Raw genomic sequence first — 16,226 nt, 5'->3', positions numbered from 1 at the left:
AAATAAAGAGAGTGAATATGGACGAAGCACAGATCCGCGTCGCGATTGCGGGCGCGGGCGGTCGTATGGGACGACAACTTATTCAGGCGGCTTTGCAGCTTGATGGCGTACAGCTTGGCGCAGCCCTTGAGCGCGAAGGCTCCTCCCTGGTCGGCAGCGATGCGGGCGAGCTGGCCGGCGTGGCGAAAACAGGTGTGACAGTCAGCGACAGCCTTGAAAACGTGGTCAACGATTTTGACGTGTTTATCGATTTCACTCGCCCGGAAGGCACGTTAAGCCATCTGGCCTTTTGTCGCCAGCACGGCAAGGGGATGGTCATAGGTACAACCGGTTTTGACGAGGCGGGCAAGCAGGCAATTAACGAAGCTGCCGCTGACGTCCCCGTTGTCTTTGCGGCGAACTTCAGCGTCGGCGTGAACGTCATGCTCAAGCTGCTCGAGAAAGCGGCCAAGGTCATGGGCGACTACACCGACATCGAAATTATTGAAGCCCACCACCGCCATAAAGTGGATGCGCCGTCCGGCACCGCGCTGGCGATGGGGGAGGCTATTGCCCAGGCGATGGACAAAGACCTTAAAGAGTGCGCGGTTTATTCCCGCGAAGGCTATACCGGTGAGCGAGTGCCTGGAACCATTGGTTTCGCCACCGTACGCGCCGGGGACATTGTGGGTGAGCATACGGCGATGTTTGCAGATATCGGCGAGCGCATTGAAATCACTCACAAGGCTTCAAGCCGGATGACTTTTGCAAATGGCGCGGTTCGTTCCGCTTTATGGTTGAACGGCAAGAAAAATGGTCTTTATGACATGCGCGACGTGCTCGATCTCAATAGTTTGTAGCAAGAATTACCCATCGTGATGTGGTTATTACAATCATAATTGTTTGATTGACAGGGTAATAATTTATTGCCCTTTTTATTTTTACCGGTTTATTTGGATTTTTATGTCCAGATAGACAAAATACAAAGATTTCCTGTCAAAACGCGTTGCGTAAATGTTGTTTTTGACCATCTGGTCCACTTTTTGTAACCCTCGGTGATGGATTTCTATTCTTTCTGCCTCGCAACCGTTTACTTACCCTGAGTTAGCTAATCATTTCACCCCTCAATGTGCATATTTTTAATCAGAGCGTCAAAATAGACAGAAAAAGTTCGCTTTATGGTAGACTTTTTCCTGGCCAGTCCCTAGAATGCCGCCGTTTGTCAAAAATCCAAATGACAGGCTGTTTTGCATTGATTCTGGAAATCGTTTTGAATTAATATGCAAATAAATTGACTGTTTATTCCCTGGAGGGCGTTTTGATTAAGTCAGCAATATTGGTTCTGGAAGACGGAACCCAATTCCACGGTCGCGCCATTGGGGCATCAGGTACCGCCGTTGGGGAAGTCGTTTTCAATACCTCATTGACCGGTTATCAAGAAATCCTCACTGATCCTTCCTACTCCCGCCAAATCGTCACTCTTACTTATCCCCATATCGGCAACGTCGGCACTAACGCCGCTGATGAAGAATCCTCCCAGGTACATGCGCAAGGCCTCGTTATTCGTGACCTGCCGCTGATTGCCAGCAACTACCGCAATACCGAAGACCTCTCTTCTTATTTAAAACGCCATAACATCGTGGCGATTGCCGATATCGATACCCGTAAGCTGACCCGTTTGCTCCGTGAGAAAGGCGCTCAGAACGGCTGCATCATTGCCGGCGACAGCGTTGACGCGGCGCTGGCCCATGAGAAAGCAAAGGCTTTCCCTGGCCTGAACGGCATGGACCTCGCAAAAGAAGTGACAACGAAAGAGTCCTACGCCTGGCAGCAGGGCAGCTGGACGCTTGAGGGCGACCTGCCGGAAGCAGCAAAAGAAGAAGATTTACCTTTCCACGTGGTGGCCTACGACTACGGCGTGAAGCGCAACATTCTGCGCATGCTGGTGGACCGCGGCTGCCGCCTGACGATTGTTCCGGCGCAGACCTCCGCTGAGGAAGTGCTGAAGATGAACCCGGACGGCATCTTCCTCTCCAACGGTCCCGGTGACCCGGCGCCATGCGATTACGCCATCAGCGCCATTAAAGCCTTCCTGGAAACCGACGTGCCGGTCTTCGGCATCTGCTTAGGTCATCAGTTGCTGGCTCTGGCAAGCGGCGCGAAAACCGTGAAGATGAAGTTCGGCCACCACGGCGGCAACCACCCGGTAAAAGATCTGGATCGCGATTGCGTGATGATCACCGCCCAGAACCACGGTTTTGCGGTAGACGAAGCAACGCTGCCTGCGAACCTGCGCGTGACCCACAAGTCGCTGTTCGACGGCACCCTGCAAGGCATTCATCGTACCGACAAACCAGCGTTCAGCTTCCAGGGCCACCCTGAAGCTAGCCCGGGTCCGCACGATGCCGCGCCGCTGTTCGACCACTTTATCGACTTGATCAAGCAGTACCGCACTACAGCCACTCTTTTCAGCAAGTAAGAATCAGGAGCCTTAAAAATGCCAAAACGTACAGATATAAAAAGCATCCTGATCCTTGGTGCAGGCCCGATTGTTATCGGCCAGGCGTGCGAGTTCGACTACTCCGGTGCCCAGGCGTGTAAGGCGCTGCGTGAAGAGGGCTACCGCGTCATCCTGGTGAACTCCAACCCGGCAACCATCATGACCGACCCGGAAATGGCCGATGCGACCTACATCGAGCCCATCCACTGGGAAGTGGTGCGCAAAATCATCGAAAAAGAGCGCCCGGACGCGGTGTTGCCAACCATGGGCGGCCAGACCGCGCTGAACTGCGCGCTGGAGCTGGAACGCCAGGGCGTGCTCGCCGAGTTTGGCGTCACCATGATTGGTGCCACGGCCGACGCGATTGATAAAGCAGAAGACCGCCGCCGCTTCGACGTGGCAATGAAAAAAATCGGTCTCGACACCGCACGCTCCGGCATTGCCCACACCATGGAAGAAGCGCTGGCGGTTGCCGCTGACGTGGGCTATCCGTGCATTATTCGCCCCTCGTTCACCATGGGCGGCACCGGCGGCGGTATCGCCTACAACCGCGAAGAGTTTGAAGAGATTTGCGAGCGCGGTCTGGATCTTTCCCCAACCAAAGAGCTGCTGATTGATGAGTCGCTGATTGGCTGGAAAGAGTACGAGATGGAAGTGGTGCGTGATAAAAACGACAACTGCATCATCGTCTGCTCCATCGAAAACTTCGACCCGATGGGCATCCACACCGGCGACTCCATTACCGTAGCCCCTGCCCAGACGCTGACCGACAAAGAGTACCAAATCATGCGTAACGCCTCGATGGCGGTGCTGCGTGAAATCGGCGTGGAAACGGGTGGCTCTAACGTGCAGTTCTCCGTTAACCCGAAAAACGGCCGTCTGATTGTTATCGAGATGAACCCACGCGTCTCCCGCTCCTCGGCGCTGGCGTCGAAAGCTACCGGCTTCCCGATTGCGAAAGTCGCGGCGAAACTGGCGGTGGGCTACACCCTCGACGAGCTGATGAACGACATCACTGGCGGCAAAACGCCTGCTTCGTTCGAACCGTCCATCGACTACGTTGTGACGAAAATTCCTCGCTTCAACTTCGAGAAGTTTGTTGGCGCGAACGACCGTCTGACAACCCAGATGAAATCCGTCGGCGAAGTGATGGCGATTGGCCGCACGCAGCAGGAATCTCTGCAAAAAGCGCTGCGCGGTCTGGAAGTTGGCGCAACGGGCTTTGATCCGAAAGTGAATCTGGACGACCCGGAAGCGCTGACCAAAATCCGCCGTGAGCTGAAAGACGCGGGCGCTGACCGTATCTGGTACGTGGCCGACGCCTTCCGTGCTGGCCTGTCCGTCGACGGCGTGTTCAACCTGACCAACATCGACCGCTGGTTCCTGGTGCAGATTGAAGAGCTGGTGCGCCTGGAAGAAAAAGTGGAAGAGCTGGGGATCACCGGCCTGGACTACGACTTCCTGCGTATGCTCAAGCGTAAAGGCTTCGCCGATGCGCGCCTGGCTAAACTGGCTGGCGTGCGCGAGTCTGAAATCCGCAAGCTGCGTGAACAGCATAACCTGCACCCGGTTTATAAGCGCGTTGATACCTGCGCGGCGGAGTTTTCTACCGATACCGCCTACATGTACTCCACTTATGAAGACGAGTGTGAAGCCAATCCGAACAACGACCGTGACAAAATCATGGTGCTTGGCGGCGGGCCGAACCGTATCGGCCAGGGCATCGAGTTCGACTACTGCTGCGTACACGCCTCGCTGGCGCTGCGTGAAGATGGTTACGAGACCATCATGGTTAACTGCAACCCGGAAACCGTATCTACCGACTACGATACCTCCGACCGCCTGTACTTCGAGCCGGTAACCCTGGAAGACGTGCTGGAAATCGTCCGCGTTGAGAAGCCAAAAGGCGTTATCGTGCAGTACGGCGGCCAGACCCCGCTGAAGCTGGCTCGTGAGCTGGAAGCCGCTGGCGTACCGATTATCGGCACCAGCCCGGACGCAATCGACCGCGCCGAAGACCGCGAGCGCTTCCAGCACGCGGTTGACCGCCTGAAGCTGAAGCAGCCTGCCAACGCCACCGTGACCGCAATCGAAATGGCGGTAGAGAAAGCGGCGCATATCGGGTATCCGCTGGTCGTTCGTCCTTCTTATGTGCTGGGCGGCCGCGCGATGGAAATCGTCTATGACGAAGCCGACCTGCGTCGCTACTTCCAGACCGCAGTTAGCGTCTCTAACGATGCGCCGGTGCTGCTGGACCGCTTCCTGGACGACGCGGTTGAAGTGGACGTCGACGCCATCTGCGACGGCGAAACCGTGCTGATTGGCGGCATCATGGAGCACATTGAGCAGGCGGGCGTGCATTCCGGCGACTCCGCATGTTCTCTGCCAGCCTATACGCTGAGCAAAGAGATCCAGGACGTGATGCGCCAGCAGGTGCAGAAACTGGCCTTCGAGCTGCAGGTTCGCGGCCTGATGAACGTGCAGTTTGCGGTGAAGGACAACGAAGTCTATCTGATTGAAGTGAACCCGCGTGCCGCCCGTACCGTACCGTTTGTCTCTAAAGCAACCGGGATGGCGCTGGCAAAAGTAGCCGCGCGCGTGATGGTTGGGCAGACGCTGGTTGAGCAGGGCATGACGAAAGAGATCATCCCGCCGTACTACTCTGTTAAAGAAGTGGTGCTGCCGTTCAACAAGTTCCCGGGCGTCGACCCGCTGTTAGGGCCAGAAATGCGCTCTACCGGTGAAGTCATGGGCGTGGGCCGCACCTTCGCAGAAGCCTTCTCCAAGGCGATGCTGGGTAGCCAGTCCACCATGCGTAAACCTGGCCGTGCGCTGCTCTCCGTTCGCGAAGGCGACAAAGAGCGCGTTGTTGATCTGGCCGCCAAGCTGCTGAAGCAGGGCTTCGAGCTGGACGCGACCCACGGCACGGCTATCGTGCTGGGCGAGGCGGGCATCAACCCACGCCTGGTGAACAAGGTGCATGAAGGTCGTCCGCACATTCAGGACCGTATTAAGAATGGCGAGTACACCTACATCATCAACACCACCGCGGGCCGCCAGGCGATTGAGGATTCCAAGCTCATCCGCCGCAGCGCGCTGCAGTATAAAGTGCATTACGACACCACGCTGAACGGCGGCTTCGCCACCGCGATGGCGATGAACGCGGATGCGACCGAGAAGGTAATTTCGGTGCAGGAAATGCACGCGCAAATCACGAAGTAATCACTTCGGCACCATGCAAAACCCGCTTCGGCGGGTTTTTTATTGCCTGCTTTATCCGTTCAGAGTGTTCCGTATTTTTCTGCGACGCCGGAAAATCCTGCTAAAGTTTTCAGTCAGATAATCAGGTTTACCCACAGGGAGAGCAACATGCAAAACAAAATTCTGATGGCTTCCATCTTCGCTGCCGCAACGCTGTTTACCGTAGCTGGCTGTTCGTCTAACCAGGCGGTGAAAACAACCGACGGCAAAACCATCGTTACCGACGGCAAACCTCAGGTTGATGATGAAACTGGTCTGGTTTCTTATAAAAACGCTGAAACCGGCAAGACCGAGCAGATCAATCGCGACCAGGTGAAGTCGATGGGCGAACTGGATAACTAATTCAGATTTACCCGTTTAGCCCGTCAAGAATATTGACTATTAGCCTGTTAGATTACTGACTACACTCTTTGGAAAAGACGTCGGTAAAACAACAGGCTAATTGATGATATTAATTATTTATGCGCACCCCTATCCGCAACACTCTCACGCCAATCGAAAAATGCTCGAAAGTGCTACGACGCTGCCCGATGTGGAAGTCCGTTCGTTGTATGAGCTCTATCCTGATTTCAATATCGATATTGCCGCTGAACAAGAGGCGCTAAGCCGTGCCGATCTGGTTATCTGGCAGCATCCCATGCAGTGGTACAGCATGCCGCCGCTGATGAAGCTGTGGATCGATAAAGTGCTTGCCCACGGCTGGGCTTACGGTCGTGGCGGGAAGGCTCTGCATGGCAAAAACGTGATGTGGGCGGTAACCACAGGCGGGGGAGACGGTCATTTCGACCTGGGGGATCATCCGGGGTTTGACGTACTGGGACAGCCGCTGCAGGCGACGGCGATCTATTGTGGAATGAGCTGGCAGCCAAATTTTGCCATCCATTTCACTTTTGTCTGTGATGAGGCGACGCTGGACGCGGAGGCTGAGCAGTACAAGCAGCGCCTGCTGGCATGGCGGGAGGTAAACCGTGGATAGTCACAGCATGATTCAGGTTCTTATTTATCTCGGCGCAGCCGCACTGATTGTGCCCATCGCCGTTCGTCTGGGGTTAGGCTCGGTCCTTGGCTACCTGATTGCGGGCTGTATTATCGGCCCGTGGGGGTTACGGCTGGTGACGGATGCCGGGACGATTCTGCACTTCGCTGAAATCGGCGTGGTGCTGATGCTGTTTGTTATCGGCCTTGAGCTGGATCCGCGCAGGCTATGGACGCTGCGCGCCTCGGTGTTTGGCGGGGGCTTCCTGCAAATGGCCGCCTGCGGCTTGCTCCTTGGGCTGTTCTGCATGCTGATGGGTCTGCGCTGGCAGGTCGCGGTGCTGGTAGGTCTGACGCTTGCGCTGTCCTCAACCGCCATCGCCATGCAGGCGATGAACGAACGTAACCTGACCCTCTCGCAAATGGGGCGCAGCACCTTTGCCGTTCTGCTCTTCCAGGATATTGCCGCCATCCCGCTGGTGGCGATGATCCCCTTGCTGGCAACCAGCGGGGCGACCACTACGCTTGCGGCATTTTCTCTATCAGCCTTAAAGGTCGTCGGCGCGCTGGCGCTGGTGGTGGTCCTGGGGCGTTATGTGACGCGCCCGGTGCTGCGCTTTGTGGCCCGCTCCGGCCTGCGCGAAGTATTCAGCGCCGTGGCACTCTTCCTCGTGTTTGGTTTTGGGCTGCTGCTGGAAGAGGCTGGTTTATCCATGGCAATGGGCGCGTTTCTGGCGGGTGTATTGCTGGCAAGCTCCGAATATCGCCACGCGCTGGAGAGCGATATCGAACCGTTTAAGGGGCTGCTGCTCGGGCTGTTCTTTATCGGCGTCGGCATGTCGATAGATTTCGGCACGCTGATGGATAATCCGCTGCGCATTATCGGCCTGCTGGTGGGGTTCCTGGTGATCAAGTGCGTGATGCTGTGGCTGGTTGCTAAACCATTGAAAGTACCGCGTAAGCAGCGCCGTTGGTTTGCCGTACTGCTGGGCCAGGGGAGCGAATTCGCCTTTGTGATTTTTGGTGCTGCCAGAATGGCTGAGGTGCTGGACGACAGCTGGGCGAAATCGCTGACCCTGGCGGTAGCGCTTTCTATGGCTGCCACACCGCTGCTGCTTGTGCTGCTCAGCCGTCGGGAGAAATCCGGTAAAGAGCAGGCCCGCGAGGCGGATGAAATTGATGAAGAGCAGCCGCGGGTGATTATTGCCGGCTTTGGGCGCTTCGGGCAAATCGCCGGGCGTCTGCTGCTAACCAGCGGGGTGAAAATGGTGGTGCTTGACCACGATCCTGACCATATCGAAACGCTGCGTAAATTCGGTACCAAAGTATTTTATGGCGATGCGACGCGGGTAGATTTGCTCGAATCCGCAGGGGCGGCAAAAGCCGAGGTGCTGATCAATGCCATCGACGATCCTGATGCGAATATGCAGCTCTCCGGGCTGGTGCAGGAGCACTTCCCGAACCTGCGGGTTATCGCCAGGGCGAGGGACCTCGACCACTTTATTCGCCTGCGTCAGGCGGGCGTTGAGCAACCTGAGCGTGAAACCTTCGAGAGTTCGCTAAAAGTGGGGCGTCGTGCGCTTGAGGCGCTGGGCGTTGGCAGCTATGAAGCGCGCGAGCGGGCCGATCATTTCCGTCGTTTCAATACTCAAATGGTGGAAGAGATGGTTATCGCCGCTGATTTGCCCGCGAGGGCGGATGTGCTCAAACGCACCAGTGCGATGCTGACGGAGGTCATTAACGAAGACCGCACGCATCTCAATGTTATTCAACGCCACGGCTGGCAGGGAACGGAGGAGGGCGTTCACAGCGGTAAATTAGCAGACGAACCTCCTGCCAAACCAGCGGACTGATTTTCCGCAAGAATCGGCGCTAACTCATTGTTCGTGTTAGCGCACCTTGCCAATTAAGGAAGCTGCGGCTTTGCAGAACAAAAAAAATTCTTCCGGCAAGAGGATCGGGCAGTCGACGAAAGATTGCGCTTTCCGTATAGTGGCGGCAATTTTTTCACCTTCCTTGGGTTAACAGAATGATCAGTCTGATTGCTGCATTAGCGGTAGATCGCGTTATTGGTATGGAAAACGCCATGCCATGGAATTTGCCTGCCGACCTGGCCTGGTTTAAACGTAATACGTTAAATAAACCGGTGGTGATGGGGCGTTTGACCTGGGAATCCATTGGTCGCCCGCTGCCAGGCCGTAAGAATATTGTTATCAGCAGTAAGCCGGGCACCGACGACCGCGTTGAATGGGTGACTTCCGTAGAGGATGCTATCAGCGCCTGCGGTGACGCGGAAGAAGTGATGGTGATCGGCGGTGGCCGCATCTATGAACAGTTCCTGCCAAAAGCGCAGCGCCTGTATCTGACGCACATTGATGCCGAAGTAGAAGGGGATACCCATTTCCCGGATTACGATCCGGACGAGTGGCAGTCAACGTTCAGCGAATTCCACGACGCCGACGAGCAAAACTCGCACGGTTATTGCTTTGAGATTCTGGAACGTCGCTAAAACGGGGTCGGTTGTTGAGTCGGATGGCGCTTCGCTTATCCGACCTACGGCTTTTCCGACCAACGTAAAAACCCGGTTTTCACCGGGTTTTTTTATGAGGCTATTGCGGTATCACCGTCGCCGACGTCGGCTTTACGGTTCGAGGGCTGCACGAAATACGCTTTATCTTCCCAGCGCAGGCAGGTTAAATCCCCACCCCAGCAGCAGCCGGTGTCCAGACCGTAAATGCCTTCCGGCGTTCCTTTCCCTTCAAGCGAAGCCCAGTGGCCGAAGATCACCGAGTACGCATCCGTTACCGGCCCGGGAATGGCAAACCACGGCTTGAGCGGCGCAGGCGCGCTTTCCGGCGTGTCTTTGCAGTACATGTCCAGCTGGCCGTTCGGGAAGCAGTAGCGCATGCGGGTAAGAGAATTAGTGATGAACCGCAAACGCGCAAGCCCCGACAGCTCCGGGGACCAGTTGTTCGGCATATCGCCGTACATGGCGTCCAGGAACAGCGGATAGCTGTCGCTTGAGAGCACGGCTTCGACATCACGGGCGCAGGCTATAGCGGTGTCGATATCCCACTGCGGCGTGATTCCCGCATGGGCCATCACCAGCATTTTTTCGTTATCGACCTGGATTAGCGGCTGGCGACGCAGCCAGTTCAGCAGCTCGTCAACGTCCGGTGCTTCCAGCAGCTGTGACACGCGGTCTTTGGGTTTATTGCGGCTGATACCGGCGTATACCGCCAGCAGGTGCAGGTCGTGATTGCCGAGCACCAGACGCACGCTGTCGCCCAGCCCACGCACATAGCGCAGGACTTCAAGCGAACCGGGGCCGCGCGCGACTAAATCGCCCGTGAGCCATAAAATATCTTTGCCAGGCGTGAACTCAACCTGTTGCAGCAGGGCGATCAGTTCATCGTAACAGCCGTGAACATCGCCAATCAGGTATGTTGACATCGTATCAGTGAATGAAGGCTGGAATGGCCAGACGGAAGACGGGAACAGCGACGCGGAATGCCTCGCCCTGAGAATCGACCATTTCGTAATGGCCTTGCATGGTGCCCAGCGGCGTTTCAATGACCGCACCGCTGGTATAGCTGTATTCGTTGCCCGGTTCGATGTGGGGCTGGACGCCAATCACGCCTTCGCCCTGGACTTCGGTTTCATGGCCGTTACCGTTGGTAATTAGCCAGTAACGCCCAAGAAGCTGCACCGGCGTTCGCCCCAGGTTTCGGATGGTTACGGTATAAGCAAAGACGAAACGTTCATTCTCCGGGGAGGACTGGGATTCGATATAGACGCTTTGTACCTGCACGCATACGCGGGGCGAATTTAACATCGTTAACTCTCCTTCGGCTGTGGGTGCTCAGCCAAATAGTTTGCCAGCTGGCAATACTGGGCGACTGAGATGTTCTCAGCGCGCAGGGTCGCGTCGACGCCCAGCTCTGCCATCACCTCAGCGCTGAACAGATGGCCAAGGCTGTTGCGAATTGTCTTGCGGCGCTTGTTAAAGGCCTCAGTCGTGATGCGGCTCAACACGCGCAGCTCTTTGACCGGATGCGGAATGGTGGCATGAGGCACCAGGCGCACCACGGCGGAATCCACTTTCGGCGCAGGCGTAAAGGCCGTTGGCGGCACTTCCAGCACCGGGATCACGTTGCAATAATATTGCGCCATCACTGATAAACGACCATACGCTTTACTGTTTGGTCCTGCAACCAGACGGTTCACCACCTCTTTTTGCAGCATGAAGTGCATGTCCGCAATGGCATCAGTATAGCTAAAGAGATGGAACATCAACGGCGTAGAGATGTTGTACGGCAGGTTACCGAACACGCGCAGCGGCTGGCCGATTTTCTTCGACAGCTCGGCGAAGTCCATGGTCATGGCATCCTGCTGATAAATGGTCAGCTTCGGTGCGAGGAACGGATGCGTTTGCAGACGGGCCGCCAGATCGCGGTCGAGTTCGATAACGGTCATTTCGTCCAGGCGTTCACCCACAGGCTCGGTTAATGCACCGAGGCCGGGGCCGATTTCAACCATCGCCTGGCCTTTCTGTGGATTAATAGCGGAGACAATACTTTCGATAACGAACTGGTCATTAAGGAAGTTTTGTCCAAAACGTTTACGGGCTAAATGGCCCTGGTGGACGCGAGTATTCATTGAGTATTCGTAATCATTTTGATGGCGAGATTAAGCGCCGTAGTAAAACTGCCGACATCTGCTTTTCCCTGGCCTGCCAGCTCTAGCGCTGTGCCATGGTCAACCGAAGTGCGGATAAAAGGTAAGCCTAACGTGATATTCACCGCGCGACCGAAGCCCTGATATTTCAGAACCGGTAATCCCTGGTCGTGATACATCGCCAGTACTGCATCGGCGTGGTCGAGATACTTTGGCTGAAAGAGTGTATCAGCAGGCAGCGGGCCGGATAAATTCATGCCCTGTGCGCGCATCTCGTTAAGTACCGGGATTATCGTATCGATCTCTTCCGTACCCATGTGTCCACCTTCCCCTGCATGAGGGTTCAGGCCACACACCAGCACGTGAGGCAGTGCAATACCAAACTTGGTTTGCAGGTCATGATACAGGATGGTGATTATCTGACGTAATAAATCTGGCGTAATTGCCTCAGAAATGGCTTTTAGCGGCAAATGCGTCGTGGCCAGCGCAACGCGAAGCTCTTCGGTTGCGAGCATCATCACCACTTTTTCGCTGTGCGAGCGCTCTTCAAAGAACTCGGTATGACCGATAAACGGCACGCCTGCGTCGTTGATAATGCCTTTATGCACGGGCCCGGTTATCAGCGCGGCGAATTCACCGCTTGTGCAGCCGTCGCAGGCGCGAGCGAGTGTTTCTACCACATAAGTGCTGTTACGGACATCAAGCTGGCCTGGTACCACCGGAGCATGCAAAGCAACGGGCAGAATCGTTAGCGTGCCTGCTGCCTGCGGCTGCGGAGCCTGGTCGGGCCGGTAAGGAATCAGGGTCAGCGGGAGGTTCAGCGTGGCGGCTCGTTCGAGCAGTAATTCAGGGGAGGCGCAGACGACCAATTCAGCAGGCCAGTCGCGGCTTGCCAGCGCGACAACCAGGTCGGGACCAATCCCGGCGGGTTCGCCGGGAGTGATGGTCACACGAGCAATATTAGCCATTGCTGCCGATGATCTTAACGTATGCGCTGGCGCGTTGTTCCTGCATCCAGGTCTGCGCTTCTTCCGAGAACTTACGGTTAAACAGCATACGGTAGGCACGATCTTTCTGAGCCGCGTCAGTTTTATCCACTTTACGGGTATCCAGCAGCTCAATTAAGTGCCAGCCGAAGGAGGAGTGAACTGGTTCGCTGGTCTGGCCCTTGTTCAGCTTCATGATCGCATCGCGGAAGGCAGGGTCGTAGATGTCTGGAGATGCCCAGCCCAGATCGCCACCCTGGTTTGCAGAACCCGGATCGTCAGAGAACTCTTTCGCCGCTTTATCGAAGGTGGTTTTACCACTTTTGATGTCAGTTGCGATTTGCTCAAGCTTCAGACGCGCCTGCTGATCGGTCATGATCGGTGACGGCTTAAGCAGAATGTGACGAGCGTGAACTTCGGTGACAGAGATGCTCTGAGTCTGACCACGCAGATCGTTCACTTTCAGGATATGGAAACCTACGCCGGAACGAACGGGACCAATAACGTCACCTTTTTTGGCGGTAGCCAGTGCCTGCGCGAAGATAGACGGCAGCTCCTGGATACGTCCCCAGCCCATCTGGCCACCTTTCAGGGCCTGCTGGTCAGCAGAGTAGGTAATCGCCAGCTTGCCAAAGTCCGCGCCGTTTTGCGCCTGAGAAACAATGTCACGCGCCTGTTTTTCCGCATCGTCAACCTGAGCAGACGTTGGGTTTTCCGGCAGCGCAATCAGGATGTGGCTCAGGTTCAGCTCGGTGCTGCTGTCGTTCTGGCTGCCAACCTGCTGCGCCAGCGAGTCAACTTCCTGAGGCAGGATGGTGACGCGACGACGCACTTCGTTGTTACGCACTTCCGAAATCGTCATCTCTTTACGGATCTGGCTACGGTAAGTGTTGTAGTTGATGCCGTCATAGGCCAGACGGCTACGCATCTGATCCATATTCATTTTGTTCTGTGCTGCGATATCCGCAATCGCTTTATCAAGCTGATCGTCGGTGACCTTCACGCCCATCTTGGTGCCCATCTGCAGGATGATTTGATCCATGATCAGACGTTCCAGGATCTGGTGGCGCAGGGCGTTATCGTCAGGTAACTGCTGACCAGCCTGCTGAGCGTTAAGTTTTACCGATTGCATCAAGCCATCGACATCGCTTTCCAGAACGACACCGTTATTAACCACGGCTGCTACTTTGTCGACTACTTGTGGCGCTGCGAAGGCAGTGTTCGCCACCAGGGCGACACCAAGAAGCAGCGTTCTCCAGTTCTTCATACTTTTTCCATTTTTACTTAGCCGCAATGCGGATTACGTTTTTAAGTCAAAGTGAATTACAACGAGTTCTGATACGGCAGAATGTTAGAGCGCAGCATCTGCTGTGTGCCCAGGCCATAGTTTGAACTCAGGCCGCGTAACTCGATGTTAAAGCCAAACACGTTGTCGTATTTGCTTTCGGCGTCTTCCCAGCCGTTGATTTTGCGCTCGTAGCCAACACGAATCGCATAACAGCAGGAGTTATACTGCACTGCAAGCATTGAATCCGCTGTCTGCTGTGCCTTGGTATCGTAGTAGTAAGCCCCTACGACGGACCAACGGTCAACAACCGGCCAGCTTGCGGTCATACCAACCTGCGAAATCCCTTCCTTGTACTGCTCTGCCGTTGAGAAACTTGGCAGCGTAGCCTGGATAAAGGCCGGGCTGGCATAACGATAGTTCAGCTGTACCAGACGATCGTTATCACGACGGTATTCGATGACACCGTTACCTGTTGAGACGCTAGCCAGACGCGCATCGTATTGCAAACCACCGCGTAAACCCCAGCGGTCTGTCATACGCCAGTAGGTATCACCAGCCCAAATAACGGAACCTGTATCCTTGTCTTTTTCCCAGTTGATGTTGTCATCGCCGGTACGGGACTGGGTAAAGTAGTAGATTTGACCCAGGGAAACGTTAAAACGTTCAATTGAGGCATCATCATAAATACGTGATGTGACACCGGTCGTCACCTGGTTTGCCGACGCGATACGGTCAAGGCCACCATAAGTTCTGTCACGGAACAGGCCACTGTAATCAGATTGCAGCAGCGAGGAGTCATAGTTGTTGATATTGCTCTGATCGCGATACGGGACATACAGATATTGAACGCGAGGTTCCAGCGTTTGTGACCAGCCCAGGGCTGAATCCATGTCGCGATCGAAGATCAGCTTTCCGTCAACCTTGAACTGCGGCATGGTGCGGTTGACTGAACTCTCAAGCTCGCTGTTTGAATTGACATATTTTTTATATTTATCGAGATTGTCCTGCTGATAGTGTGTTGCCAGCAGCTTCGCTTCGGTATTCAGACTCGCCCAGCCGTTAGAGAGCGGCAGGCTGATGGTTGGCTCGATATGCAGACGCGTCGCTTCCGGCATATTGTCATTCACGTTGGTGAATTTAACGGCCTGGCCATAAACGCGGGTATCAAATGGTCCAACATCATTCTGATAGAAATTGACGTCCAGCTGCGGCTGCGCGCTGTATGAATTTCTGCCTTGCTGGGACTCAAAGACCTGGAACTGTTTGGTCGACAGCGTGGCGTCAAAGTTCTCAACGGCGTAGCCGACGCTGAATTTCTGCGTCGCGTAGCCATCGGTGCTTGAGCCGTATTCGGAGTCGAAGTCATTGAAGTATTTATCATCACTGACTTTGGTGTAGTCAATGTTGAAGCGCCACACCTGATCCAGTACGCCGGAGTGCTGCCAGTAGAATAACCAGCGGCGGCTGTCGTCGTCCGGATTGACACCCGACTCGTTTTTATATTCATCATCCGAGGTCAGGTAGTCAAACTCCATCAAACCTGCACCCGCTTTGGTCAGGTAGCGGAATTCGTTCTGCCACATCGTGCCGCGCTTTTCCATATAGTGCGGCGTGATGGTGGCATCAAAGTTTGGCGCGATGTTCCAGTAATAAGGCAGCGTAAATTCAAGGCCATTATTGGAACTGTACTTACCGTCCGGCAACAGGAAACCGGAGCGACGTTTATCGCCGATCGGTAACTGTAAATACGGGCTGTAGAACACCGGAACCGGACCAATTTTGAAACGCGCATTCCAGATTTCCGCCACTTCTTCTTCGCGGTCCTGAATGACAGTTGTACCCACTACGCTCCAGGTATTTGAACCCGGCAGGCATGATGTAAAGGTACCGTTATCCAGAATGGTATAGCGATTGTTCTCGCGCTGTTTCATCAGGTCTGCGGTGCCGCGGCCCTGGCGGTCAACCATCTGGTAATCGCCTTTCCAGACGTTGGTATCTTTGGTGTTTAAGTTGGACCAGGCTTTAGGACCTTTCAGGATGACCTGATTGTCGTCGTAATGCACATTACCCAGCGCATCTACAGTGCGTACCGGGTCAGGTTGGCCATCAACTTGTTTTTGATGCAGCTGAACTTCGTCGGACTGCAGACGACTATTCCCCTGCTGAATATCTACGTTACCGGTAAACACCGCATTGTCGGGGTAATCCCCTTTTGCATGATCGGCATTAATCGTAACCGGAAGGTTATTGGTGTCGCCTTCGATCAACGGGCGATTATAGCTCGGCACGCCCAGCATACACTGCGAGGCAAGATCGGCAGCCATCCCTTGTTGGCTATAAATCGCTGTGCCAATTAGCGTGGCCAGCAAAGTGGGAATACGTTTTTTCATACGTTTTATTCGTTGTTCCATCATCAATGGCTTAGCGCGGCAAACGGTCAGAGACTAACTTACTCATCATCGCAGCGCTAGTGTTAATCCTGTCCGTTGTACAGTCTGCTGTTAGGCAGCGCTATCAATGACGGGTATGATAAAGCAAATTCTAGCCGACAGCATGACGA

13 protein-coding genes are annotated in these 16,226 nt (G+C 55.0%); 7 read left to right on the top strand and 6 right to left on the bottom strand.

Going from position 1 to position 16,226, the window contains the following annotated elements; genetic code table 11:
• Nucleotides 1–17 precede the first annotated feature (17 nt).
• The 7 genes from dapB to folA all read left to right on the top strand — a co-directional run bounded on the left by dapB (nt 18) and on the right by folA (nt 9,224).
• Nucleotides 18–839, top strand: coding sequence for a 4-hydroxy-tetrahydrodipicolinate reductase (dapB, locus tag HYQ67_RS02625; protein ID WP_202301264.1), 822 nt, complete (start codon nt 18–20; stop codon nt 837–839).
• Nucleotides 840–1,297: 458 nt separating this feature from the next.
• Nucleotides 1,298–2,458 (top strand): glutamine-hydrolyzing carbamoyl-phosphate synthase small subunit, encoded by a 1,161-nt coding sequence (gene carA, locus HYQ67_RS02620; RefSeq protein WP_202301263.1) that lies wholly within the window; start codon nt 1,298–1,300, stop codon nt 2,456–2,458.
• Nucleotides 2,459–2,476: 18 nt separating this feature from the next.
• Entirely contained in the window at nt 2,477–5,701 is a 3,225-nt protein-coding gene (gene carB / locus HYQ67_RS02615) for a carbamoyl-phosphate synthase large subunit (RefSeq protein ID WP_202301262.1), read from the top strand.
• A gap of 147 nt (nt 5,702–5,848) precedes the next feature.
• The gene (locus tag HYQ67_RS02610) at nt 5,849–6,082 is read left to right on the top strand and encodes a YgdI/YgdR family lipoprotein (protein WP_202301260.1); all 234 of its coding nucleotides are present in this window, start codon (nt 5,849–5,851) and stop codon (nt 6,080–6,082) included.
• 103 nt (nt 6,083–6,185) lie between these two features.
• A complete protein-coding gene (gene kefF / locus HYQ67_RS02605) occupies nt 6,186–6,716 on the top strand; it encodes a glutathione-regulated potassium-efflux system oxidoreductase KefF (protein ID WP_202301258.1) in 531 nt (176 codons plus the stop codon).
• Nucleotides 6,709–8,568 (top strand): glutathione-regulated potassium-efflux system protein KefC, encoded by a 1,860-nt coding sequence (kefC, locus tag HYQ67_RS02600; protein WP_202301257.1) that lies wholly within the window; start codon nt 6,709–6,711, stop codon nt 8,566–8,568. Before kefF ends, kefC begins: the two co-directional genes overlap by 8 nt.
• Before the next feature lie 176 nt (nt 8,569–8,744).
• Nucleotides 8,745–9,224: a type 3 dihydrofolate reductase gene (gene folA, locus HYQ67_RS02595; protein ID WP_202301256.1), complete on the top strand. Its 480-nt coding sequence runs from the start codon at nt 8,745–8,747 to the stop codon at nt 9,222–9,224.
• A gap of 92 nt (nt 9,225–9,316) precedes the next feature.
• On the opposite strand, the gene apaH is transcribed toward folA, so the two are convergent.
• Genes apaH through lptD form a run of 6 tightly spaced genes read right to left on the bottom strand, consistent with a single transcriptional unit; the run spans nt 9,317 to nt 16,056 of the window.
• Nucleotides 9,317–10,168, bottom strand: a complete 852-nt coding sequence (gene apaH, locus HYQ67_RS02590) for a bis(5'-nucleosyl)-tetraphosphatase (symmetrical) ApaH (RefSeq protein ID WP_202301255.1) — start codon at nt 10,166–10,168, stop codon at nt 9,317–9,319.
• Nucleotides 10,169–10,172: 4 nt separating this feature from the next.
• Nucleotides 10,173–10,550, bottom strand: a complete 378-nt coding sequence (apaG, locus tag HYQ67_RS02585; RefSeq protein ID WP_202301254.1) for a Co2+/Mg2+ efflux protein ApaG — start codon at nt 10,548–10,550, stop codon at nt 10,173–10,175.
• Between the two features lie 2 nt (nt 10,551–10,552).
• Nucleotides 10,553–11,374, bottom strand: coding sequence for a 16S rRNA (adenine(1518)-N(6)/adenine(1519)-N(6))-dimethyltransferase RsmA (gene rsmA, locus HYQ67_RS02580; protein ID WP_202301253.1), 822 nt, complete (start codon nt 11,372–11,374; stop codon nt 10,553–10,555).
• On the bottom strand, nt 11,371–12,360 hold the full coding sequence (pdxA, locus tag HYQ67_RS02575; RefSeq protein WP_202301252.1) for a 4-hydroxythreonine-4-phosphate dehydrogenase PdxA: 990 nt from the start codon (nt 12,358–12,360) through the stop codon (nt 11,371–11,373). Before pdxA ends, rsmA begins: the two co-directional genes overlap by 4 nt.
• On the bottom strand, nt 12,353–13,645 hold the full coding sequence (gene surA / locus HYQ67_RS02570; RefSeq protein ID WP_202301251.1) for a peptidylprolyl isomerase SurA: 1,293 nt from the start codon (nt 13,643–13,645) through the stop codon (nt 12,353–12,355). Before surA ends, pdxA begins: the two co-directional genes overlap by 8 nt.
• Nucleotides 13,646–13,701: 56 nt before the next feature.
• Nucleotides 13,702–16,056 carry an LPS assembly protein LptD gene (gene lptD, locus HYQ67_RS02565; RefSeq protein WP_202301250.1) on the bottom strand — a complete coding sequence of 785 codons (2,355 nt, stop codon included), beginning with the start codon at nt 16,054–16,056 and terminating at the stop codon, nt 13,702–13,704.
• Between the last annotated feature and the right edge of the window lie 170 nt (nt 16,057–16,226).

Source organism: Dryocola clanedunensis subsp. sulfonylureivorans, from assembly GCF_016756775.1.
Classification (GTDB): domain Bacteria; phylum Pseudomonadota; class Gammaproteobacteria; order Enterobacterales; family Enterobacteriaceae; genus Dryocola; species Dryocola clanedunensis.
The sequence above is the reverse complement of the archived record's forward strand: the minus strand, read 5'-3'. Positions and strand labels throughout refer to the sequence as shown.